We start from the raw sequence: 23,774 nt of genomic DNA, 5'->3' as shown, positions 1-23,774 counted from the left end.
GCGACCCATGCGTTTGTTGACCGCGACTGTGACGCAACTCGTGATGCACCAGCTGCCCGAGACGCCGGTATTGCCGCCGGAGAACGGTCGGCACTACGTCGTCCTGCGTACCCGTCATATTCCCTTGGACTACTACCGTTACCTCTACGTTGCGGTCGGTCGCCCGCACCATTGGACGTCGAGGCTTCTGCGCGACGACGCATTGAAGCGCGAGATCCACGCACCCAACATGCGCATGCGCATCCTCTACTGCGATGGCGTACCAGCCGGGTGGTTCGAACTCGATGCCGGGCGCGCACCCCGCGAGACCCGGCTCGTTCATTTCGGCATCATGCCCGAGTTTCGCGGTCAGGGCCTGTCGCGGTACCTGTTATCGCAAGCGATCATCGCGGGCTTCGAAGAAATGCCGAGCGCGTTGACGGTCGAGACGAACACGCTTGATCATCCCGCGGCGCTTCCCCTGTATCGTAAGATGGGATTCAGGCCACTCTCGCTGCGAGAGGTCACGACACCTGCGTTCGAAGACTGACGCGCTCGCGAAAGGACGTTCCCATGACCGCCATCAACCGTCGCGCCTTTCTTGCGGCCGGCGCTGCGACAACCGTTGTCGCCGGCCTGCATCCGTACTCCGCCCGTGCCCAAGCTCAGCAGGCTCACTTGCGCATCATGGAGACGACGGATCTCCATGTGAACGTCTTTCCATACGATTACTACGCGGATCGGGAGACGCCGACTGTCGGGCTCGCACGTACGGCGAGCCTGATCGATGCCATTCGATCCGAGGCCACCAACTCGCTACTATTTGACAACGGCGACTTCCTGCAAGGCAATCCGCTGGGCGATTACATCGCCTTCGAGCGGGGCATGAAGGAAGGCAACGTCCATCCCATCGTGGCGGCGATGAACACGCTGCGCTACGATGCTGGGACGCTCGGCAATCATGAGTTCAACTACGGTCTCGATTTCCTGCAGAAGGTCATCGGTCCGGCGAACTTTCCGATCGTCAGCGCCAATCTGGTGAAAGGCGAACGAGCCGCCGATCCGACGGCGGATGAACGCTTCGTGCCGCCTTTCGTCGTGTTGGACCGACGCATCTCCACTGGCGATGGTTCGAGCCACCCAATTCGCATCGGCGTGATCGGATTCCTTCCGCCACAGATCGTGGTGTGGGACGCCCAGAACCTCAACGGCCGTGCGACCACGCGCGGCATTGTGGATGCGGCACGGGCTATGGTTCCGCGCGTTCGCGCTGAAGGAGCCGATATCGTCGTTGCGCTCTGTCATTCCGGTATCGCGGCCGGCGACCCCAACGACTCCAACTTGGAGAATGCGGCGCTCCAGTTGGCGACGGTCGACGGGATCGACGTTGTGCTGTCCGGCCATCAGCATCTTCGGTTTCCGGGGGACGATTTCCAGGAGATCGATGGCGTCGATATCGGCAAGGGAACGCTCCACGGTAAGCCTGCGGTCATGGCAGGGTTCTGGGGTTCCGATATGGGTCTCGTCGATCTGCTTCTCGAACGTGCGGACGATCGTTGGCGCATCGTCTCCGCCACGTCGGAACTCCGTCCGATCTATGAGCGCGTCGATCGGCAGCCACGGGCGTTGGTCCAAAGCCAACTCGACGTGCTCGAGGCCGCTCGTGTCGAGCACGAGGCGACGTTGGCCTACGTCAGGCGACCCGTCGGCGAGACCACAGCGCCGCTCTACTCCTATTTTGCGCTGATCGCCGACGATCCGTCCGTGCAGATCGTGAACCAAGCGCAACTGCGCTACATGCGGACGATTCTGGCGGAGACACCCTACGCGACCTTGCCGCTCCTCTCAGCGGCGGCCCCGTTCAAGTCCGGGGGGCGGAGCGGTCCTGACTACTATACTGACATCCCGGCAGGTCCGATCGCCATCCGCAACGTCGCTGACCTCTACCTCTATCCCAACACCGTCCAGGCTGTGAAAATCACCGGCGCGCAGGTGAAGGATTGGCTGGAGATGTCAGCTGGCATCTTTCAACGAATCGAACCCGGCCGTACGGGACAAAGCCTGATCGAGGAGACGTTTCCGTCCTACAATTTCGACGTCATCGACGGCGTGTCGTACCAAATCGACGTGACCCGTCCGGCGCGCTTCGACCGAGATGGCAAGCTGATCGACCCGGATGCGTCGCGCATCGTCGATCTGCGGTTCGATGGCAAACCCATCGATCTGACGCAGGACTTCGTCGTTGTGACGAACAATTACCGTGCGGGCGGCGGCGGGAAGTTCCCTGGCATCGCGAGCGACAAGATTGTCTTCGTGGCGCCTGATGCCAATCGAGACGTCCTGATCCGTTACATCATCGAAGAGAAGCGTATCGATCCCGCTGCGGACGGAAACTGGAGACTCGCCAAGACGGCTGGGACCGAGGTCACCTTCCGCACCGGACCCGGTTCGGCAGCCCACCTCGGGGACCTGACGTCGCTGGAATTGATCGAAGCCGGCCGCAGCGAGGATGGTTACGCCATCTATCGTCTGCAACTCTGAAGCCGAACGCCGTCACGAATGTCCAACACCGAACGCTCCCGCATCTTTTCGATATTGAAGATCGTGCTGCCGCTGCTCGTCGCGTTGCTGCTGCTCGGCCTTGGCCTCTGGGTGTTCGGGCCGAGGGAGCCGCTGCGCCTCGAGACGCGCTTCGATCCTTCAGCGATCGGTCGTGACGTTTCTGCCTACCTTTCGAGGACGGAAGCGGACGTACCCAACCTACGAACGAACGCACAAAAGGAGGTTGTTTGGGCGTATCCGACGTCCAAAGCCAAGACGCCGATCGCGCTCGTTTACATTCACGGCTTTTCAGCGTCGCGCGATGAAACGCGTCCGTTGCCAGACGAGGTCGCGCGCCGGCTCGGTGCGAATCTCTTCTTCACGCGTCTCGCAGGTCATGGCCGGGACAGTGCCGCTATGGCCGAGCCCGAAGTCGGCGACTGGATCGATGACTTTGCCGAAGCAATGGCAATCGGCCGAAAAATCGGCGAACGCGTCGTCGTCATCTCGACATCGACCGGAGCAACTCTGACGACGCTGGCTGCCAGCAGACCCGAGCTGATGACAGATGTTGCTGGCGTCGTGGAAATATCGCCGAACTTCGGTGTGACGGATGGCCGAAGCTGGATGCTGACCATACCATTCGCCCGGTCCCTGATTCCCTATTTCGGCCCCGAGGAGTTCGGGACCAGCGAAGCGGACATGACGACGAACGGTATCTGGACGCAGCGCTACCCGACGCGAGCGCTCCTGCCGATGGCTCGCATGGTGGAAGCGGCGCAGAAGCTTAATGTTTCGATGCTTCGAACGCCCGTGCTGTTCGTCTATGCACCCGGCGATAAAGTGGTGGACGCAGGACGCACGGCGAGTATCGCGCAGCGTTGGGGCGGACCTCGCGAAAGCATCGTTGTCACCGATAGCTTGGATCCGTCGCAACACGTCATTGTCGGTGATGCGACGTCTCCCAACACGACCGAGCGCCTTTCGACGGCGATCAGTGAATGGATCGCCGCCTTGCCTGCCCCGATCTCCTGATAAGATGCTGGCCTAAACCAGGAGATCCGTCATCACCTGGTTGTCGGTGATGTCCTGGAACCGAATGCCCTCCTTGGCAAACCGCGTCAGGAGCGCGTCGAAGTTATCAGGCTCACTAGTTTCGATGCCGAGAAGGATGGAACCGAAATCGCGCGCAGATTTCTTCAGATACTCAAAGCGCGAGATGTCGTCGTCAGGACCCAGTAGCGCGAGGAAATCCCGCAACGCTCCTGGGCGCTGCGCCAAGCGCAGGATGAAGTATTTCTTCCGGCCCTCGAAGCGAAGCGCACGCTCTTTGACGTCCGGCAGACGTTCGAAGTCGAAGTTGCCACCCGAAACGACGAGGACGACCGTCTTGCCTTTGACATCGTCTCGCAGCGACCGGAGTGCATCGATCGCAAGCGCTCCGGCTGGCTCGAGGACGATACCTTCGACCGTCAGCATCTCGAGCATCGTTTGGCAAAGGCGACCCTCCGGCGACAGGATGACGTCCCCGACCTGAAACCGCGACAGGATATCGAACGGCAGTGCGCCGATCTCGGCGACTGCGGCACCATCGACGAAGCCTTCCATTTGCGGCAGCTTGACCCGCCGGCCCTTCTGCAGACTGGTCGATAGGCTCGGTGCCCCTAGCGGTTCGACGAGACGAAAGACAGGACTCGCCTCGCCGTCATGGTAGCGCGCCAAGCCGGAGGCCAATCCTCCTCCACCGACGGGTAGGACGAGCATATCCGCCCGTTCTCCAGCGAGTTGCCTCTCGATCTCGAGTCCGACGCTCGCCTGCCCTTCCACGATATCGGCGTGGTCGAACGGCGGCACCATGGCGGCGCCGGTCGCTGCGGCATAGGCGCGGGCAGCGGCGTAGCAGTCGTCGAAAAAGTCGCCGACGAGTTCGATCTCGATAGCGTCTCCACCGAAGGTTCGGGTCTTGTCGATCTTCTGTTGTGGCGTGGTGACCGGCATGAAGACACGTCCACGCAGGCCGAAATGCTGGCACGCGAAGGCAAAGCCTTGAGCGTGATTGCCGGCCGAGGCGCAGGTGAAGCGGTCTGTGTTGCTGCCCTCTTCCATCCGCTTGCGCATGAAGTTGAACGCGCCCCGTATCTTGTAGGAGCGAACGGGTGTCAGGTCTTCGCGCTTGAGAAAGATCCGAGCGTCGTAGCGCTTCGACAAATGTTCATTCAGTTGCAGAGGCGTCGCTGGGAACAGGGCTCGCAACGCGTCTTCGGCGCGAGCAACGTCGGCTCGAAAGGGATTCAATGTCATGAGAAAAGGCCACGGATGATCAACGCTCGCGGGCGTCGATGAGGAAACGAATGCGGCTCGACAAGCCGTCTACGGATCTGCGGCGAAGGCTCTCGGTGCAGAGCCGAGAGGAGCCTCGCGTTCCGGTCGCGCTCAGTCCCGTTAGGGGTCTAGAGGGCGCCGGCGCGACTAATCGATCCGAGACGGCGAAACGTCGGCAGCATCATGGTTCCTATGGCGTCAACCGCGCGTACCGCTGGGTACTTCCGACATTCCCGTAACGTTGTAAAGTCTCATGCGAAAACGTCGACGAGCTCGAAGCGCTCGACGTCCACCAGGCCACGATCCGATAGGCGAAGCGAGGGTATCACCACCAGGGCGAGTAGCGAATGCTGCATATAGGCGTTGTTCAGCTTGCAGCCGGCGGCGCGCATGGCGGCAAGAAGAGCATCAACCTTGGCAGCAACAACCTCGGCCCGTTCGGTTGACATAAGACCTGCGACGGGAAGTTCGACCATCGCCGCTTCCACACCGTCGCGAAAGAAGACAACGCCCCCGCCTACGTCACCCAAGCGGTTGGCGGCCGCCGCCATATCGTCCGCGCTCGTACCGACGACGATCATGTGATGGCTGTCATGCGCGACAGTGGACGCCATGGCGCAGGGCACATCGTAGCCGAAACCCGAGACGAGGGCGTTGACGACATCGCCGGTCGCCCGGTGGCGCTCGACCAACGCAATGCGGCAAACGTCCTGCTCCGGGTCGCCCGGTACCTTTCCATCGATAACGGGCAGCCGGCGTTGCAAATGTTCCGTCGGCGCCTGGTTCTCGATGACGCCGATGACACGGGCCTCGACGTGGTTTTTGCCGGCCGGCGCCGATAGTTCGAAATCCTGAGCTGTCAGCTTGCGTCCCAGATGGACCGTTCGCATCGCCGTATCGGGATACGCATACACCGGTATGTCAGCTGTCAGTTGGCCGTTCTGCGCGAGCCGAACGCCACGCCCGTAGACTTCATCGATGCGCAACTCCGCGAGTTGGGACACGATAAGAAAGTCAGCCCGTCGTCCCGGTGTGATCGAGCCGATCTCCCGTTCGAGTCCGAAATGCTCAGCCGTGTTGAGGGTCGCCATCTGAATGGCCGTGACGGGCTTGAGGCCTTGGCGGATCGCATGACGTACCACGCGATCCATATGGCCTTCGGCGATCAAGGTGCCGGAATGGCAGTCGTCCGTGCATAGAATGAAGTTGCGCGGGTCTAGCCCTTGCTCCGTCACGGCACGGATCTGCTCGGCGACGTCGTACCAGGCCGACCCCAAACGGAGCATTGCCTTCATGCCCTGCCGCACTCGCGCTATCGCGTCGTCCGCCCGTGTGCCTTCATGGTCGTCCTGCGCTCCACCCGCCACGTAGCCGTGGAAGTCCCGTCCCAGATTCGGTGACGCGTAGTGTCCGCCAACAACCTTCCCAGCATGCCGGGTCGCGGCGATGGCTCCGGCCATGACGGGATCGTTGGCGATCACGCCGGGAAAGTTCATCACCTCACCGAGACCGATCATGCCCGGCCAACGCATGGCCTCCTCGACCTCGGCGACGCCGATTCGTGCGCCGGCGTTCTCCAAGTCGGGCGCCGAGGGTACGCAACTCGGCATCTGGGTCCAGACATTGACCGGTTGCGCCAATGCCTCGTCGTGCATGAGACGAACGCCGGCTAGCCCAAGGACGTTCGCGACCTCATGCGGGTCGATGAACATCGACGTGGTTCCGTGTGGAATGACGGCTCGGCAGAACTCCGTGACCGTCACCATGCCGCTCTCGACGTGCATATGGGCGTCGCAGAGTCCCGGTACGACGTAGCGATTTCTTGCTTCGACGACGACCGTTCGCGGACCGATCGTATGGGTCGCATCCGGTCCGCAATAGGCGAAGCGGCCATCCGCCACCGCAATGTCGGTCGCTGGGATGACCTCACCCGAATGCACATTGACCCAGCGCGCGCCTCGTACAACGAGGTCGGCCGCTGCTCGACCCATGGCAACGTCGACCAGCAATCTAGCCGTTTCTGCATATGCGCGCATCATGCCCTCATCACCTACCGCTCGTCCTTGAGGCCGAGTGGGTTGCAGCATGCATAGCATCCGCAGCGGCACCGTGAACGGCATTGAGACTATCGTTGCTTCCGGCTAGAGGTAAGCGGCCGGGCTGCCTCGATGCTGGGCATCGAGGCATGCGGGCTTGGCGAAATGGTAGACGCAAGCGACTTAAAATCGCTCGAGCATGTCTCGTGCGGGTTCGAGTCCCGCAGCCCGCACCAAGCCATCGGTTCCATCAGACAATAGGTCTTGCTCACCAGCAGGAACGGGCAGCGCACGGCTCCGAATTGATCCTGTGCAAAAGATCGCTCCTTTGCCCTTCATCAATATTTCATTAACATTCTTGCAAATTCACACGCCTTGGAATTGCGCTCGTCGGCCGCGCGTGTTCCACTTCAGATGTCAGCCGGCATCATGCGGACGATCGAGGAGACCCTCATCATGTCGCAGCATCGTCGTTCCAGCAGTCATCTCTTTCAGGAACCCAGCGTGGGTTTTGAGATGGATGATGCAAGAGTTCGCAATCTCTTGGATTGTCTGCAGCGCGCCAATCGTGGACTCGACGAGTTGCGTCAGGCGCTGGATGCGGTCGACCCGGCCAAATTGAGCCAGTTGGAACGGCCGACGCCGTCTAACTGAGTAGTGGATGCAGTTTGCAACCGTCATAGCGTTGCGGAGCAGGAGGATGCCCCCTGCCCCGTTTGTTTCTTGACCGCTCAGGCGACCAGCTTGCCCGCGATCTGTGCGATATGGCGTCCCTGGAAACGCGCTCCATCCAGTTCGACTTGGCTTGGCTGTCGCGAACCATCGCCGGCAGCAATCGTGGTCGCTCCATAGGGGGAGCCGCCGGCGATCTCGTCGAGCGTCATCTGACCTTGGAAGGCATAGGGCAGGCCAACGATCACGAGACCATGGTGGAGAAGGGTCTTGTGCACGGAAAGGATCGTGGCTTCGTTGCCGCCATGCTGGGTTGCCGACGACGCGAAGACGCCACCGACTTTTCCGATAAGGGCACCCTTCGCCCACAAGCCGCCCGTACGATCCCAGAATGCGGCCATCTGAGACGCCATGTTACCGTAGCGCGTCGGGACGCCAACAATGATGGCGTCGTATTGGGTCAGGTCGTCCGGCTGCGCTTCCGGGAAATCATGGTCCGTCTTGAAATGCGCCGCAGCGACGACTTCCGGTGGCGCGGTCTCAGGTACACGCTTCACGTCGACATCTGCGCCGGCCTCGCGAGCGCCGTCCGCAACGGCGCGCGCCATTGTTTCGATGTGCCCGTAGCTCGAATAATAGAGTACCAGAACCTTGGCCAACGCGGTTTCCTTTCGGTCGGAGTTCATGATTGCGTCCGTGCCATAAAGCGCGGACGTCGTCGGAATAAAGCCGGCGGACCCGCGACGCACTGTCTCTTCATCGGGGCCACATGTCTTGCCGACGTCCTGCCTCACGCCAGATCGTTGCGTGGACGAACCCGAAAGGATGACCGATGGCTGGTCGTGAGGAAGCAACCGTCTCGGCCGGCATGGTCGCGATCGGTGATGAGGTGCTTTCGGGTCGTACCAAGGATCGGAACATCGGTCATTTAGCCAGCGTCCTGACTGTGGCGGGTATCGATCTGGTCGAGGTCCGCATCGTGGGGGACCGACAGAAGGCAATTGTCGAGGCCGTCAACGCTCTGCGTGAGCGGTACGACTATGTCTTCACCTCAGGCGGTATCGGACCGACGCACGATGACATCACAGCCGACGCCATCGGCGCTGCGTTCGGTCGTCCTGTTCACGAGGACGAGCGCGCCTTGGATCTACTCGGTCGGTACTATGCGACTCGCGAGCTTGAGTTCACCCCCGCCCGGCGCCGCATGACGCGCATGCCTGAGGGCTCGGAACTGATTGCGAACCCCATCTCGGTAGCCCCAGGCTTTCGGGTCGAGAACGTCATGGTCATGGCAGGCGTGCCGTCCATCTTCGCCGCGATGGTCGACAACGTGTTGCCCACTCTGCGCACCGGAGCCGTTATCCTGAGCGAGACCGTGCCCTGCCATTTTGGCGAGGGTGACATCGGCGATGCGCTGGCCGCCCTGCAGAAGGCTCACCCCAACGTCGCAATCGGATCGTATCCGAAGTCTGACGGTCAGCGATACTCGACCGATCTGGTCGCACGCGCACGAGACCGTGCATCGCTCGATGAGGCGGTCGTCGCGATCCGAAAGATGATCGGTGTACGGGAAGGCGCCGGCTCGCATTCATAGCGAGGTCGAACCGTCACGGCCCGATCGATCGAGAGTAGCGCTCCCGATCGTCGGCCTTGTCGGTTTCGGGACGACCGGCTATCGCGACCTCATTGTGTAGGAGCTACGCCATGTCGACCGCCGAGAAGTCCTTCCCCGTCTCCTGGGAACAGTTTCATCGCGATGCACGCGCTCTTGCATGGCGGCTGGCCGGTCAACGGGATGACTGGAAGGCGATCGTCTGCATCACGCGCGGTGGACTGGTGCCTGCGGCGATCATTGCGCGAGAGCTGGGCACGCGTCTCATCGAGACCGTCTGCATCGCCTCCTATCATGACTACGACCGGCAGGGTGAGTTGCAGGTCCTCAAGGACATTGCACCCAACCTCCGCGATGACGACGGCGACGGGATCCTGATTGTCGACGATCTGACCGATACGGGTAAGACCGCTGCGCTCGTCCGCGCGATGCTGCCGAAGGCACACTTCGCAACTGTCTACGCCAAACCGAAGGGGCGTCCGCTGGTGGACACGTTCATCACGGAGGTCAGCCAGGATACGTGGATCTACTTCCCATGGGATCTGGGTTTAACGTTCCAGGCACCGATCGGCAAAGGCTCTATCGGTTAACGATGTGTAAGTAACTCCGAATCGGGCTGGAGTCTGCAGGACTCTCCCCCGACCCTTCGGTCAAGATGAGCGCCCCATTATCAACTGCTAAATACTCGTTGTGGAGAACCGGATTCTCGCGGAACCCGGCTCGGGTCCGGGGAGTCTCTGCCTCGTGACTGTCGTGTGTCACTTAACCAGCGGATAACCACACAGCCTTACCTTGACACTCAGCTGCCCCATCTAGATGATGTGATGGAGCACCCACGTAGCCACTAAATATGGTGTCTGCGTTCCGCCAATCAGCGAATTAGTTGCGGCGAATGAGCCCGCGCACCCCTATATATCGGGTGGCGAAGCCTTGTCGTGCGAACTCGCATCGCCGTTCGGAGACTGTCCATGGGCATGAAGATCGAGCGCCGCTACACGCGGCCGGGCCAAGACGCTTACCGCGCCGTGGAGTTCCGAAGGGCGACCAGCGAGATCCGTAACCCGGATGGTTCGGTCGTGTTCCGGCTTGCGGACATCGACGTTCCGGCACAGTTCAGCCAGGTCGCAGCCGACATCCTTGCGCAGAAGTATTTCCGCAAGGCGGGCGTGCCGAAGGTGTTGAAGCGCATCGAGGAGAACGATGTTCCCTCCTGGCTCTGGCGCTCGGTTGCGGACGACGAAGCGCTCTCGAGCCTGCCGGAGAACGAACGGAGCGGATCGGAAACCGATGCGCGTCAGGTCTTCGATCGCTTGGCCGGCACGTGGACCTATTGGGGCTGGAAGGGCGGCTACTTCGCGTCCGAGGACGACGCCCTCGCCTTCCGTGACGAGCTAGCGTTCATGCTTGCGACGCAGAAGGTCGCGCCGAACTCGCCGCAGTGGTTCAACACCGGGCTGCATTGGGCCTACGGTATCGACGGCCCGAGCCAGGGCCACTTCTATGTCGACTACAAGACGGGCGAACTCGTGCGCTCCGCCTCGTCTTACGAGCATCCCCAGCCGCACGCCTGCTTCATCCAGTCCGTCGCCGACGACCTCGTGAACGAGGGCGGCATCATGGACCTTTGGGTTCGTGAAGCGCGTCTCTTCAAGTACGGTTCCGGCACGGGTTCCAACTTCTCGCAACTGCGCGGCGAAGGCGAGAAGCTGGCGGGTGGCGGCCGTTCGTCCGGACTCATGAGTTTCCTGAAGATTGGCGACCGTGCGGCAGGCGCGATCAAGTCGGGCGGCACCACGCGGCGCGCGGCCAAGATGGTCGTGGTCGATATCGACCATCCCGACATCGAGCAGTACATCAACTGGAAGGTGCGCGAGGAGGAGAAGGTCGCCGCGCTCGTGACCGGTTCCAAGACGGTCTCGAAGCATCTCAAGGCGATCCTGTCCGCCTGCGTCAACTGCGAGGGCGGCACGGGCGAGGAGTGCTTCGATCCGAACATCAACCCGGCGCTCAAGCGCGCGGTGCGGGACGCCAAGAAGGCACAGGTTCCCGAGAACTACGTCAAACGCGTGATCCAGTTCGCCCGTCAGGGCTACACGCAGATCGATTTTCCGATCTACGACACCGACTGGGACTCCGAGGCCTACCTGACGGTCGCCGGCCAGAACTCGAACAACTCGGTACGCGTCACCGACGAGTTCCTGCACCTCGTCGAGAATGATGGCGACTGGAATCTGATCGGACGTACAACGGGCAAGATCACCAAGACCGTCAAGGCGCGCGAGCTCTGGGACAAGATCGGCTACGCTGCTTGGGCGTCGGCCGATCCCGGCATCCAGTTCCACACGACGATCAACGACTGGCACACCTGCGCGGCGGCCGGCGCGATCAACGCGTCGAACCCCTGCTCAGAGTACATGTTCCTCGACGATACGGCCTGTAACCTGGCGTCGTTGAACCTCCTCCAGTTCCGTGAGCCGTCGGGCCGCTTCGACGTCGATGCCTTCGAGCATGCGACGCGTCTGTGGACGGTCGTTCTCGAAATCTCCGTCCTGATGGCGCAGTTCCCGTCCAAGGAGATTGCGCAGCGCTCCTACGACTACCGCACGCTCGGTCTTGGGTTCGCCAACATCGGCGGCCTCCTGATGACTGCCGGCATCCCGTACTCGTCGGCCGAAGGCCGCGCGATCTGCGGTGCGATCTCGGCGATCATGACCGGCGTCTGCTACGCGACCTCGGCCGAGATGGCGCGAGAGCTCGGACCCTTCCCGGACTACGCCCGCAATGCCGAGGGCATGCAGCGCGTCATCCGCAACCATGCCCGCGCAGCCCATGGCCTTGCCAACGGCTACGAGGACCTCGCGGTCGATCCCGTACCGCTCGACCACGCCTCGCTGAAAGACAAGCGCTTGTCGGCGCGCGCCAAGCAGGCCTGGACAACGGCACAGGAGCTCGGTGAAAAGCACGGCTATCGCAACGCTCAGACGACCGTCATCGCGCCGACCGGCACGATCGGCCTCGTCATGGACTGCGACACGACCGGCATTGAGCCTGACTTCGCGCTGGTGAAGTTCAAGAAGCTGGCCGGCGGTGGCTACTTCAAGATCATCAATCGTGCGGTGCCGGAAGCGCTTCGCACGCTCGGCTACTCGGAGTCGCAGATCGCCGAGATCGAAGCCTACGCCGTCGGCCATGGCAACATGAACCAGGCCCCGGCCATCAACCCCGGCTCGCTGCGTTCGAAGGGCTTCGGCGACGAGCAGATCGAGGCGCTGAACGCTGGCCTCAAGAGCGCCTTCGACATCAAGTTCGCCTTCAACAAGTGGACGCTCGGCGAGGCTTTCTGCCGTGAGACGCTCGGCATCTCGGACGAGCAGCTGAACGACATGTCGTTCGAGATGCTTCCCTTCCTCGGCTTCAGCCGCAAGGAGATCGAGGCGGCGAACGTCCACGTCTGCGGTGCGATGACGCTCGAGGGTGCGCCTTTCCTGAAGAACGAGCATCTGCCGGTGTTCGACTGCGCGACGCCGTGCGGCCGTATTGGCAAGCGCTCGCTCTCGGTCGACAGCCACATTCGCATGATGGCGGCTGCTCAGCCCTTCATCTCGGGCGCGATCTCCAAGACCATCAACATGCCGAACGACGCGAGCGTCGAGGACTGCAATGCGGCCTACATGCTGTCGTGGAAGCTCGCGCTAAAGGCCAACGCCCTTTACCGCGACGGCTCCAAGCTCTCCCAGCCCCTCAATGCCTCGCTGATTGCCGACGAGGACGAAGAGGAGGATGCGGTCGAGGCGCTGCTCGCCGCGCCAATCCCGGCGCGTGCGGCCGAGGTCGCCGAGCGCATCGTGGAGCGGATCGTCGAGCGCACGGTCGAGAAGGTCGTGCGCGACCGCGAGAAGCTGCCGAACCGCCGCAAGGGCTACACGCAGAAGGCCATCGTCGGCGGGCACAAGGTGTACCTGCGCACCGGCGAGTTCGACGACGGGCGTCTGGGCGAGATCTTCATCGACATGCACAAGGAGGGCGCCGCCTTCCGTGCGATGATGAACAACTTCGCCATCGCCATCTCGCTCGGCCTGCAGTTCGGCGTGCCGCTCGACGAGTACGTGGAGGCCTTCACCTTCACGCGTTTCGAGCCGGCCGGCATGGTGCAGGGCAACGAGGCGATCAAGAACGCGACGTCGATCCTCGACTACGTGTTCCGGGAGTTGGCCGTCTCCTACCTCGGTCGCCACGACCTCGCCCACGTCCAGCCGGAGGAGATCAACGCCTCCACCGTCGGGCGCGGCGTGGAGGGCGACAAGCCGGCGCCCTTGCCGATCTCAAGCGGTATGGTGCGTGGCCAGACGGCGAAGTTCCGCCTCGTCTCGTCGGCCGACGCGGCACCTGCGTCGCCGACCAAGACGATCGCCTCCGCCAATCCGGTCGCACCGCGGCCCATGGCAATGGCGACGTCCGCCGGGTCGGCGGCCCGCTCCGTTGCGTCGATGCCGGCGACTCTGCTGCGTGAGGACAGCGAGCCGCTTGCCGTGCGCTCGCGTGCAGCCGACGTCTCCCCGGCTCAGGGCCTGTTCGAGGCACCACTTGCCTTCGGCGCAAACGACAAGGACATGGCCCGCGTCGAGGCGGCGCCGAAGGCGACCAGCGCCGAGCGCCGGGCGCAGGCGATGATGAAGGGCTACACGGGCGACAGCTGCTCGGAGTGCTCGAACTTCACCATGGTGCGCAACGGCACCTGCCTGAAGTGCGACACCTGCGGCTCCACCAGCGGCTGCAGCTAAGCTCAACGAGAAAGGCCCCCGGAGGCGAAAGCTTCCGGGGGCCTTTTTGATTCACGATGCAAGGACAGGATGGCGAAAACGAAACGCGGCAGGACCGTGAAGTTGAACGGAAAACGCCGCGCCGGCTGCAACCGACGCGGCGTCAAACCCAATGAAACCCACCCGGGAAAAGGGGATATATCAATGGGATATGAAGACCATAACCCTGAACGGCTGTTCCAGAACTGGCTCCTCCGAGATGCCGATCGCCGCTGGTGGCGCTCGCCTCGAACTAGGCAGCCTGTTCTCTACGATACGAGTGGTCGTCCACTTCGCAGCTCGCGTAACGAGAATGGACAGGCACAGCTAGAACCGTTTGAAGACGGTAGTCCGCATCACGGACAGCGAACTCCGGATCGATTCGACTGAGTAAGAATGGGGTCGGTTGCTCGTCACAATCAACCGGCCCCAGCGCTTTAATCCACAGTCACCATCACGTCGGACGCCTTCACAACCTCGTACCGTCCTGGCCGACCTCAAGCTCAAGCCCGCCCACGGCCTCGTTGGTGATGGCGGTAACGGTCGTGCCGTTCACGTCGAGGCGGACATGGGCTGTGGTCGCGCCTTTGCGGATCTCCGTGCTCTCGCCCTTGAGCGTGTTGCGCGCGCTGATCGTCAGGCCGTTCGCGCCCGAATGGTGACGCCGGACCGGATTGGCCCGGTGGATTAGGTGCTTGTGCCAAAGGATGGATGGCGCGAAAAGGATCCGATCCCGTCTTCCCGACCGTTTGCCCGTCGAGTTCCGCCCATGAGCGCCCTGCCCGAACCTCAGATCGCACCCACGTCCGTCCGCTCTAAACCCGATGGCTCGCTGTCGCGGCGCACCTTTGCCATCATCTCCCACCCCGACGCCGGCAAGACGACGCTGACGGAGAAGCTTCTGCTCGCCGGCGGCGCCATCAACATGGCGGGCGCGGTGAAGGTGCGCGGCGAAAACCGTCGCGCCCGTTCGGACTGGATGGAGATCGAGCAGTCGCGTGGCATCTCGGTCACGTCCTCGGTCATGACGTTCGAGCGCGAGGGGATTACGTTCAACCTTCTCGATACGCCCGGTCACTCGGACTTCTCGGAGGATACCTACCGGACGCTGACCGCCGTCGACAGCGCGATCATGGTAGTGGACGTCGCCAAGGGCATCGAGTCGCAGACGCGCAAGCTCTTCGAGATCTGCCGCCTGCGGGACATCCCCATCATCACCTTCGTCAACAAGGTCGACCGCGAGGGCCGCGATCCGTTCGAGATCCTCGACGAGCTTGAGGCGGGACTTGCTCTGTCGGTCTCACCCCAGGTCTGGCCGGTGGGAATGGGCTCCGACTTCCAGGGTTGCTTCGATCTGGAGACGAACGAGTTTCTCCATTCGCGTCCGCGGGCGGCCGGTTCGTTCAATTCCGTGACTCAATTCAACGGCCCCGACGATCCCGCCCTGCACGCGGTGCTGCCCGAACATGTCGCTGCGAAGTTCGCGGGCGAGGTCGAGCTCGCGCAGGCCGGCTACAGCGCCTTCGATGCCGAAGCCTATCGGCAGGGGCACCTCACGCCCGTCGTCTTCGGTAGCGCGCTGCGCGACTTCTCGGTGGATCAGCTTCTCAAGATCGTCGCGCGCTTCGCGCCACCGCCGCGGCCCCAGCCGTCGGATAAGGGTGCGGTCGATCCGCTGACGCAGTCTGTCTCCGCCTTCGTCTTCAAGGTGCAGGCCAACATGGACCCGAACCACCGCGACCGCGTCGCGTTCGTGCGCTTCTGCTCCGGCCACTTCAAGCGCGGCATGAAGCTGAACCACGTGCGCAGCGGAAAGCCGCTTGCCGTCAACAATCCCATCTACTTCTTCGCGCAGGAGCGTGCCCTGACGGAGGAAGCCTTCGCGGGCGATGTCATCGGTATCCCGAATCACGGAACGCTACGCGTCGGCGATACGCTGACGGAGGGCGAGACCTTCCGCTTCACCGGCCTCCCATCGTTCGCGCCTGAGGTGATGCGTCGCGTCCGGCTCGAGGACACGATGAAGATGAAACAACTGCGCCGTGCGCTCGAGGATTTGGCCGAGGAGGGTCTCGTGCAGGTCTTCAAGCCGACGATCGGATCGCAGTGGATCGTCGGCGTCGTGGGCCCGCTCCAGCTCGATGTTCTCGCCTCGCGCGTGCGCAACGAGTACAAGACCGACATCACCTTCGAGCCGGTTCCCTACGCAACTGCACGCTGGATCTCGGCCGACGAAGAACGTTTCGTGAAGACCTTCATGCAGGAAAACATGATGAGCTGCGCGATGGACCGGGACGAGCGTCCGGTCTTCCTACCGAAGAACGACTGGGAACTTCGATACGCGCGCGAGCGCAATCCCGGCCTTACCTTCGCAGAGACACGAGAGATCGTCGCGACCTGATACGGCACAGTTGCGAGACGGTGCGTCCGCGTCTTGATGGTTGCGTTGCGTCTGCAACGGTTCCATGTCCGTCCGGTCTCTAACGAGCCCTAGGAATCACGACATGCCGACCGTTGCCGTTCTCGTCGGCTCGCTGCGCCGCGAGTCGATCAACCGCAAGTTCGCTGAAGCGCTCGCCAAACTCGCAGCGGGTCGGCTTGAGTTTCGCTTCGTCGAACTCGGCGATCTCCCAATGTACAACGACGATCTCTGGCCGAACCCGCCGGAGTCGGTCCTGCGCTTCAAGCGCGACATCGCCGACGCAGACGCCGTTCTATTCGTCACGCCCGAATACAACCGGTCCTTTCCCGCCGTTCTCAAGAATGCGATCGATTGGGGCACCCGTCCCTACGGGCAGAACTCGTTCGCGGCGAAACCGGGGGGTCTCGTCGGAACGAGTCCGGGCGCGACCGGAACCTCGGCCGGACAGAACCACCTCAAGAGCGTCCTGAATGTGGTTGACGTCGTTCTCATGGGACAGCCCGAAGTCTACTTCACGTACCGGGCTGACCAGTTCGCGGCCGATGGGTCGGTTCAGGACGATGCCGCGAAGGCGTTGCTGACACGCTGGACGGATCGCTTCGTCGCCTGGATCGAGCGGACATCGGAGCCCAAGACCAAGGCGCAAGCCAACGCCGGTTGACGGCCGTCAGACGAGAATGTCTGCGATGCTTTGACGTTGGATACCAACGCTCTGCATTCGGTCCCACGCGTGGGTCAGTGAACCCTCAAGGTCGATGGCGCGGCACGCCTCGTCGATGACCGCGACGTCGAAACCAACATCGCGAGCGTCCAGCGCCGTCCAGCTCACGCAGAAGTCGGTTGCCAACCCGCAGACGGCCACCGACCCAACGTTGCGTTCGCGTAGATATCCGGCGAGGCCGGTCGTCGTCAGCCGATCCGCCTCGCGGAAGCCGGAATAGCTGTCGATGCCCCGGCCCCAGCCTTTCCGGATGATGGCTTGGATGGGATTGAGGTCGAGTTCATCGTGAAACGCGGCACCGGTCGTGCCTTGTATGCAATGGTCCGGCCACAAGACCTGATGGCCATATGGCAACTCGATGGTCGTGAAAGGTTTTGCGGCATGTTGGGATGCGAAGGAGATGTGGTCGGCAGGATGCCAATCCTGCGTCGCAACGACGACCTCGAACCGCCCCATCAGCCTGTTGATGACAGGTATGACAGCCGAGCCGTCCGCAACCGCTAGAGCGCCCCCAGGGCAGAAATCCTTTTGAACGTCGACGACGATCAGGGCAGTCTTCGAACCAAACATCATCGGATTACTTCTACTAAGGCAGGTTCGGAAACGGTACCGCTGAAGGACCGTCGCTGTCATCCGGAGACTGGTTCGTGCGAAGAGCGCTTTTTATTGCTGTTCTGGGTATTCTGAGCATTTGGGGAGGATCCGCTATGGCCAATCCGCTTGCAGCCGTTCGCTGGGAGCAGCGTGTCCTCCTGCTGTTCGGACGTGAGCCGGCCATCCAGGAGCAGATGGGGAAGCTGGCGATCGACGAGAACGGTCTGATCGAGCGTCGCTTGCTGGTGTTATCGGTCGACGCGACGGTCGAGACATTCGCCGGCCAACCGCCGGCGATGCTGCCGTCCGCAACGGACCTCCGCCGACAGTTCGGCGTCGATGCGGATAGCTTCTATACGGCCGTTCTCGTAGGTCTCGACGGCGGCGAGAAATGGAGATCGACGGAGATCACAGCGCCCGAGACCATCTTCGCCGTCATCGACGCGATGCCGATGCGACGGGCGGGGTCCGAGCCACCTCGGCAGCCCTAGTTCTCTTCTTTGATCAGCCGCTCGAAGCGTGCCCGGAGTTTGTCGTCCGGTTTCGGCGGCTGGAGGTCGACGCCATCGGAAAGTGTATCCGCAATCGCGTTCATGGCTTCGAGCCGAGCATACTTCTTGTCGTTCGCCGGGAGCACAAGCCACGGGGCGCCACTGGTCGACGTCCGCTCGAGCATTTCGTTGGCGGCATCCTGATAGTCATCCCAGCGCTCTCGATTGCGAAAGTCCTCGTAGGAAAGCTTCCAGCGTTTGAGCGGATCCTCCATTCGATCGCGAAAGCGTTTCAACTGCTCGTCAGGCGTGATGTAGAGGAAAACCTTCATGACACGCGTTCCGTCGTCCACAAGCATACGTTCGAACTCGTTGATCTCCCCGAAGGCCCTGCCCCACTGAGACGGCTTGGCGAAACCCTCGACCCGTTCCACCAGAAGTCGCCCATACCAGGAGCGATCGAAGACGGCGATCTCACCGCGACCCGGCAAGCGTTGCCAGAAACGGGTCAGATAGTGATGGTCTTGCTCCTGCTGTGTCGGCGCCGCGATAGGCCAGACCTTGAACCCGCGTGGGTCCATAACCGACGCAATTCGACGTATCGTGCCGCCCTTGCCCGCGGCATCCCAGCCCTCGAACACGATGACCGCATTGTTGCCGGTGTGCAGATAGGCTTGCTGGATGACCATGAAGCGGGTTTGCAGATCTTGGAGGGACTGATCGTAGCTGTCCGGGTCGGCTTTCGCTGACAGATCGAGCCGGTCGAGCGGACGATGCCCTTGCGGGGCATGCTGATGCGTCTTGTGAGCCATGAGAACTCGCTCCGTCCGTGATCTGCTCGACGCCACCTAGGCGAGAAATTGCAACGTTCCACTCCTTGCAGGCACCGTCTGAGAAACCTGTGGGCGGGCGCCGAATGCCGGATCGAAGCCCTACGACGCACGTTGATACGACAAGCGCCGCGCGACGGCGCAATCGGGAGACGATCGATCCATGTTGCAGTCCCTCTCCGTCGAGGCCCAAGCGGCCCAGGCGGAAAAACTCGCCCCGCTATCGCCCATAGGCGCCACAGCGGCCGTCATCCACAACGAGGCGACCAAACGTCAGGGGCAACTCTTGCTGTACGTCGCTCAGACCGGACGGCGAGCACGAGATCTAGCCGATATGCTGCTCGCCTTCGATCCAGAGCGTTCGGTCGCCTACTTCCCGCCATGGGACTGCCTGCCCTTCGACAGTGCATCGCCGTCCCGGGCCGTTATGGGACAACGTATGGGCGTCCTGCGTTGGCTGACCAATGCCGACAACCGACCGAATGTCGTCATCACGACCGTCGAGGCTCTCCTCCGGTTGGTACCGCCGCGATCGATTTGGTCTCAGCTGCATCGCGAATTCCGGGTCGGCGACGAGATCAAGATTGCCGAGCTCGAAGCGCATCTCCGGCATATCGGGTACGTGTTCGACGACCGGGTCGATGAGCCCGGCGAAGCCGCCATTCGAGGACGTGTCATCGACTTTTTCCCAGCCGCGGCACCTAACCCCTGCCGTGTGGAATACGACGGCAGCCGTATCGTCTCTATCCGATCCTACGACCCGGCGACCCAACGAACGATCGCCGAGTCCGACATGCTGATCGTCGATCCCGCAAACGAGATCATCGGACGGGCCGGCGTCGATGGACGCGAGCATCAGCTCGCGGCGTTCTATCCGACATTGGAGTCCGTCTTCGACTATCTCGGCGACTGCCCGATGATCATCGAGGACGGTGTGACACGTCGGGCGAAGGCGTTCCGCGACGCGATCGAAGAGGGTGCCAAGTTTGCCTCGCAGCGCCCCTGCAAACGTCCTTTGAAACCAGATGCCGGATTCCTTCCGATGGATGATTGGGAGCGATTGGCTGGGCAGCGGCTGGAGGGCAGCGTCGATCAGACGGAGGAAACGAACTTCTTCGTTCCGCGCTTCGCTGCGGAAGCCCATCCTTGGAAAGAATTAGCGGATTTCCTCGCTTCGAGCGAGCAAGATCGGACCGTGGTCTTGGCAGCACCGACCGAAGGCTTGCGGCGGGAATGGGCTCGCCGGGCGGCAAGGCACCTCAAAATGCCCTTTCCCAAGGTCGACACATGGCAAAGCGTCGTCGATGCAAAGCCGGGCGGTCGCTTCTCTTCTATTCTACCCTGTTCTCAGGGCTTCAGAACCGGCGATCTACCCATCACGGTCGTCACTGCGGAAGATATCGGCGGCCAGGCTGCCGTACGTTCGGCATCGCCCGCAGCGTCAGCTTTCACGAGCTTGATTGACGGGTTCGCCCTTGGCGACGCGGTCGTCCATATCGAGCACGGAGTCGGTATCCTCGAAGCGCTTGAGGAGATTCAACACGACAAGGGACGGCGAGAAGTTCTCCGTCTGCGTTATGCCGATGACGCGACGCTTATGGTTCCGGTCGAGGAGATCGGCGCGTTGTGGCGCTATAGCGGAGAAACAAGCGGGATCAGCCTCGACAAGCTTAAGGGTGGACGCTGGATCGAGCGCCGAAACGAACTCCTCGGCAACGTCCAGAAGACAGCCGTGAAGCTCAGCGATTTGGCTGGTCGTCGCAAGACGATCCGCACACGTCCCCTGAAGCCAGATCGGCAACTCTACGAACGCTTTTGCGCGCGGTTTCCGTATGAGCTGTCTCCCGATCAGGCATCCGCAACGGACGCCGTGCTCTCGGATCTTGCCAGCGGGCACCCGATGAACAGACTGATCTGCGGTGACGTTGGTTTCGGAAAAACCGAGATTGCGCTGCGTGCCGCTGCCGCAACCGTGTTCGCTGGTCGGCAGGTTGCCATCATCGCTGCGACCACTGTCTTGGCCCAGCAGCATGCGCGCAACTTCGAGAAACGTTTTGCGGGCTTGGGTGTCGAAGTCGCTCACCTGTCGCGGCTGACGTCGCCGAACGAAGTCAAACAGATACGCGACGGCTTGGCGAATGGAACGATCAAGGTCGTCGTCGGCACGCATGCGCTTTGCGGCAAACATATCCGCTTCGACGATCTTGGTCTCGCTGTCATTGACGAAGAGCAGCGGTTCGGCTCGAACCAGAAGGAGGCGCTGCGCGAGCTTTCACAGGACGCGCACTACCTTTCGATGACGGCAACGCCGATCCCGAGGACCCTCCAAGCCAGTTTCGTCGGTCTCAACGATCTGTCCGTGATTGCAACGCCTCCCGTCCTGCGCCAGCCGATCCAGACGATCGTCCTTCCTTTCGACGAAGAACGCGTTCGCGATGCCTTGGAAAGGGAGCGGCGCCGTGGAGGTCAGAGCTTCGTCGTTTGCCCACGGGTGGAAGATATCGAGCCGATGCGGGAGCGCCTCCAACAGATCGTCCCGGACCTGCGCGTGCTGGTCGCCCACGGAAAATTACCGGCAAACGAAATCGACGCGACGATGCTGCGTTTCACCGAAGGGGATGGCGACGTACTGCTTGCCACCAACATCATCGAGAGCGGCTTGGATGTTCCGGCTGCCAATACGATGATCGTTTGGCATCCCGATCGCTTCGGCATGGCCCAGCTTCATCAGATCCGCGGGCGCGTCGGTCGAGGATCGCGACGCGGCGTGGCGTATCTGATGACGGAAAGCGGCAAGACACTCGCGCCGGAAACGGAGCGGCGCTTGAAGACTTTGGAGGCCATGAATCGATTGGGCGCCGGCTTCCAGGTAAGCGCCCGCGATCTCGATCTTAGAGGTGCAGGCGACCTTGTCGGCGAGGAGCAGGCTGGTCATCTGCAACTCGTTGGTCTCACGCTGTATCGGCACCTGCTCGAGCGCGCGTTGGCGGTTGCCGAAGGACGTGATGTTCGAGACGACTGGATGCCGGAAATGGCGCTCGGCATCGCTGGACGCATTCCGCCCGACTACGTTCCGGAAGCTGAGACCCGGATCAATCTCTATGCGGAGATCGATCGCATACAGGACACGGCCTCGCTCGAAGCGCTGCGCGATGACCTGAACGACCGCTTCGGACCGCTGCCGAAGGCCGCGAGCGTCCTCTTGAAAATGGCGGCTATTCGCCTGCGTTGCATCGAGGCCGGCATACAGCGCCTTGCGGCGGGTCCCAAGGGCATCGCCGCTATCTTCCGTACGAAGGCCGATGCTGACGTCGCAAGGGAGTTCGATTACCCGAAGGGCTTCAGCTTGAAGGGGCAGAAGCTTGTGCTGAACGTCGCAACCCAGAACACCAGCGAACGGCTGAGAGCCGTTGTCGCGATGCTCGATCGGATCGACGCAGCCTGCGCTTAGGCAAAAAAAGGGCGGCCTTGGGCCGCCCGAAGTTTGGCTGGAGTATCAGGCCATAAAAAACCTGATGCTCGTAAATCGGCAACACAATGGAAAGGTTGCCGGCCCGACGCGAATTCTTGCGTTCACGTGGTGCCCTTCTCGGCCTCTCGCAGCCGGCAACCAACCTCACCAACGCACGTTATCGCCGCGGCGGCGGTCATTCGTCGCGGGTTGAGCGTGGCGGTCGTGAGTTGTCGATCGTCCTGTACACAAGGAGAACGACATGTTTCGCGACAAGCCCTCGGCTTATGACCGGCTGACGGACGCGATCGGCGATATCGGCGAGCGCCTCGCCGATCTGGAGTCCCAGATCGTCGAAAGAATCCATCCCAAGCCGTCGCGGGCCGAACGGCTGCGTCGGCTGGTACAGCATGAGGTGAACCGCCTGCATCACGATGCCGAAGGTGGTTACGCCCGTTATCTTCCCAGCTTCCTCGGCAGCATTGCGTTTCCGACGGCGGGTGACCTCCGCTCCCGTTGGCACGGTGCCGAACATTCGGTCCGCGATGGTGTGAAGGATGTTCGTGACAGTCTCCCGTCGTCTACGTCACTTTGGCCGAGCTTCGGGAAGCGTGCGAGTTTCAACACCGGGCGCGGTTACCAGCGGTCCAAGGATTACCTGCGCGACCATTCGGAAGTCTCGACTGCTCTGATCGCTGGTGGCGCTATCCTCGCGGTCGGTGCGGCCATTTACGCGACCAAGAAAATCGCCGATCATGCCGAAGAGCCGGACTACGACGTCGTTCGAAAGGACGGCGACATCGAGATCCGGGACTACGATGCGATGGTTGTCGCGGAGACGGTGAAGACCGGATATCATGAGAAGGCTCGGCGCCGGGGGTTCGAGACGCTCTACGATTACATCGCGGCCAATAATCGATCCGGCAAAAAGATCGCGATGACTGTGCCCGTCCTGCAGCAGCTCTCCGAGAGCGCCGGTCGCACCAAGGGTTGGGCCGTTCGTTTCGTCATGCCGAAGAAATACACGAAGGCGAGCTTGCCTACGCCGAACGCGAACGACATCACGCTACAGGACGTTCCTGCCCGGCGCCTTGTCGCCGTACGGTTCAACGGGAACTTCAGCGCGTCCCTCGCATCGAAGAAGCTGATGTCGCTCTACAACTACGTTGCGGACGAGAATCTGAAGCAGAAGGGCGATCCTATCTACGCCTTCTATAATGCGCCTTGGACGCCAGGCTTCCTGCGCCGCAACGAGATCCTGATCGAAGTCGAGCGCTGAGCGTCTGACATTCGTCACTGCGTGG

At 62.0% G+C, this 23,774-nt stretch carries 17 protein-coding genes, 1 tRNA gene and 1 pseudogene; 13 read left to right on the top strand and 6 right to left on the bottom strand.

The genetic code is table 11. The features are described from left to right. The first annotated feature begins 7 nt into the window (after positions 1 to 7). The 3 genes from BLQ76_RS09500 to BLQ76_RS09490 are packed head-to-tail and all read left to right on the top strand — an operon-like array spanning position 8 to position 3,555. Positions 8 to 529: a GNAT family N-acetyltransferase gene (locus BLQ76_RS09500; protein WP_090672732.1), complete on the top strand. Its 522-nt coding sequence runs from the start codon at positions 8 to 10 to the stop codon at positions 527 to 529. A 23-nt stretch (positions 530 to 552) separates the two neighbouring features. Then, positions 553 to 2,520, top strand: coding sequence for a bifunctional 2',3'-cyclic-nucleotide 2'-phosphodiesterase/3'-nucleotidase (locus tag BLQ76_RS09495; protein WP_090672364.1), 1,968 nt, complete (start codon positions 553 to 555; stop codon positions 2,518 to 2,520). A gap of 18 nt (positions 2,521 to 2,538) precedes the next feature. Beyond that, on the top strand, positions 2,539 to 3,555 hold the full coding sequence (locus tag BLQ76_RS09490; protein WP_244519553.1) for an alpha/beta hydrolase: 1,017 nt from the start codon (positions 2,539 to 2,541) through the stop codon (positions 3,553 to 3,555). 12 nt (positions 3,556 to 3,567) lie between these two features. On the opposite strand, the gene ilvA is transcribed toward BLQ76_RS09490, so the two are convergent. After that, on the bottom strand, positions 3,568 to 4,821 hold the full coding sequence (ilvA, locus tag BLQ76_RS09485) for a threonine ammonia-lyase IlvA (protein ID WP_090672361.1): 1,254 nt from the start codon (positions 4,819 to 4,821) through the stop codon (positions 3,568 to 3,570). A 272-nt stretch (positions 4,822 to 5,093) separates the two neighbouring features. Further along, positions 5,094 to 6,881, bottom strand: coding sequence for an adenine deaminase (ade, locus tag BLQ76_RS09480; RefSeq protein WP_090672359.1), 1,788 nt, complete (start codon positions 6,879 to 6,881; stop codon positions 5,094 to 5,096). A gap of 148 nt (positions 6,882 to 7,029) precedes the next feature. Between ade and BLQ76_RS09475 the strand changes: the two genes are divergently transcribed. Next, positions 7,030 to 7,114: transfer RNA gene (locus BLQ76_RS09475), tRNA-Leu, on the top strand. Positions 7,115 to 7,334: 220 nt separating this feature from the next. Further along, a complete protein-coding gene (locus BLQ76_RS09470; protein ID WP_139183974.1) occupies positions 7,335 to 7,532 on the top strand; it encodes a hypothetical protein in 198 nt (65 codons plus the stop codon). A gap of 77 nt (positions 7,533 to 7,609) precedes the next feature. Here the strand turns inward: BLQ76_RS09470 and wrbA are convergent, their stop codons facing one another. Further along, positions 7,610 to 8,209: an NAD(P)H:quinone oxidoreductase gene (gene wrbA, locus BLQ76_RS09465; protein WP_090672354.1), complete on the bottom strand. Its 600-nt coding sequence runs from the start codon at positions 8,207 to 8,209 to the stop codon at positions 7,610 to 7,612. Positions 8,210 to 8,382: 173 nt separating this feature from the next. On the opposite strand from wrbA, the gene BLQ76_RS09460 reads away from it, so the two are divergent. The 3 genes from BLQ76_RS09460 to BLQ76_RS09450 all read left to right on the top strand — a co-directional run bounded on the left by BLQ76_RS09460 (position 8,383) and on the right by BLQ76_RS09450 (position 13,943). Continuing rightward, entirely contained in the window at positions 8,383 to 9,144 is a 762-nt protein-coding gene (locus tag BLQ76_RS09460; RefSeq protein WP_244519552.1) for a competence/damage-inducible protein A, read from the top strand. A gap of 110 nt (positions 9,145 to 9,254) precedes the next feature. Continuing rightward, positions 9,255 to 9,752 (top strand): xanthine phosphoribosyltransferase, encoded by a 498-nt coding sequence (gene gpt / locus BLQ76_RS09455; protein ID WP_090672351.1) that lies wholly within the window; start codon positions 9,255 to 9,257, stop codon positions 9,750 to 9,752. Positions 9,753 to 10,130: 378 nt separating this feature from the next. Beyond that, positions 10,131 to 13,943 carry a vitamin B12-dependent ribonucleotide reductase gene (locus tag BLQ76_RS09450; RefSeq protein WP_090672348.1) on the top strand — a complete coding sequence of 1,271 codons (3,813 nt, stop codon included), beginning with the start codon at positions 10,131 to 10,133 and terminating at the stop codon, positions 13,941 to 13,943. A gap of 455 nt (positions 13,944 to 14,398) precedes the next feature. Here BLQ76_RS09450 and BLQ76_RS22525 read toward each other — a convergent pair. Next, a pseudogene (locus tag BLQ76_RS22525) lies at positions 14,399 to 14,601 on the bottom strand (TOBE domain-containing protein). Between the two features lie 129 nt (positions 14,602 to 14,730). Here BLQ76_RS22525 and BLQ76_RS09440 point away from each other — a divergent pair. Together BLQ76_RS09440 and BLQ76_RS09435 are read left to right on the top strand one after the other, a co-directional pair. After that, positions 14,731 to 16,362, top strand: coding sequence for a peptide chain release factor 3 (locus BLQ76_RS09440; RefSeq protein WP_090672345.1), 1,632 nt, complete (start codon positions 14,731 to 14,733; stop codon positions 16,360 to 16,362). A 103-nt stretch (positions 16,363 to 16,465) separates the two neighbouring features. Next, positions 16,466 to 17,044 carry an NADPH-dependent FMN reductase gene (locus tag BLQ76_RS09435; protein WP_090672342.1) on the top strand — a complete coding sequence of 193 codons (579 nt, stop codon included), beginning with the start codon at positions 16,466 to 16,468 and terminating at the stop codon, positions 17,042 to 17,044. A gap of 6 nt (positions 17,045 to 17,050) precedes the next feature. Here BLQ76_RS09435 and pncA read toward each other — a convergent pair whose 3' ends face one another. Next, positions 17,051 to 17,677 carry a bifunctional nicotinamidase/pyrazinamidase gene (gene pncA / locus BLQ76_RS09430; protein ID WP_210184159.1) on the bottom strand — a complete coding sequence of 209 codons (627 nt, stop codon included), beginning with the start codon at positions 17,675 to 17,677 and terminating at the stop codon, positions 17,051 to 17,053. A 74-nt stretch (positions 17,678 to 17,751) separates the two neighbouring features. Between pncA and BLQ76_RS09425 the strand changes: the two genes are divergently transcribed. Beyond that, complete coding sequence (locus BLQ76_RS09425) at positions 17,752 to 18,189, top strand: DUF4174 domain-containing protein (RefSeq protein ID WP_139183973.1); 438 nt, start codon at positions 17,752 to 17,754, stop codon at positions 18,187 to 18,189. Here the strand turns inward: BLQ76_RS09425 and BLQ76_RS09420 are convergent. After that, entirely contained in the window at positions 18,186 to 19,001 is an 816-nt protein-coding gene (locus tag BLQ76_RS09420) for a polyphosphate kinase 2 family protein (RefSeq protein WP_090672336.1), read from the bottom strand. The two genes, BLQ76_RS09425 and BLQ76_RS09420, sit on opposite strands and share 4 nt — an antisense overlap. A gap of 181 nt (positions 19,002 to 19,182) precedes the next feature. Between BLQ76_RS09420 and BLQ76_RS09415 the strand changes: the two genes are divergently transcribed. Both BLQ76_RS09415 and BLQ76_RS09410 read left to right on the top strand, forming a co-directional pair. After that, on the top strand, positions 19,183 to 22,470 hold the full coding sequence (locus BLQ76_RS09415) for a transcription-repair coupling factor (protein WP_090672334.1): 3,288 nt from the start codon (positions 19,183 to 19,185) through the stop codon (positions 22,468 to 22,470). Between the two features lie 262 nt (positions 22,471 to 22,732). Continuing rightward, positions 22,733 to 23,749 carry an SOUL family heme-binding protein gene (locus BLQ76_RS09410; protein ID WP_090672331.1) on the top strand — a complete coding sequence of 339 codons (1,017 nt, stop codon included), beginning with the start codon at positions 22,733 to 22,735 and terminating at the stop codon, positions 23,747 to 23,749. The last annotated feature ends 25 nt before the right edge of the window (positions 23,750 to 23,774 follow it).

Source organism: Aureimonas jatrophae (genome assembly GCF_900104035.1).
GTDB classification, from domain to species: Bacteria; Pseudomonadota; Alphaproteobacteria; order Rhizobiales; family Rhizobiaceae; genus Aureimonas; species Aureimonas jatrophae.
The sequence above is the reverse complement of the archived record's forward strand: the minus strand, read 5'-3'. Positions and strand labels throughout refer to the sequence as shown.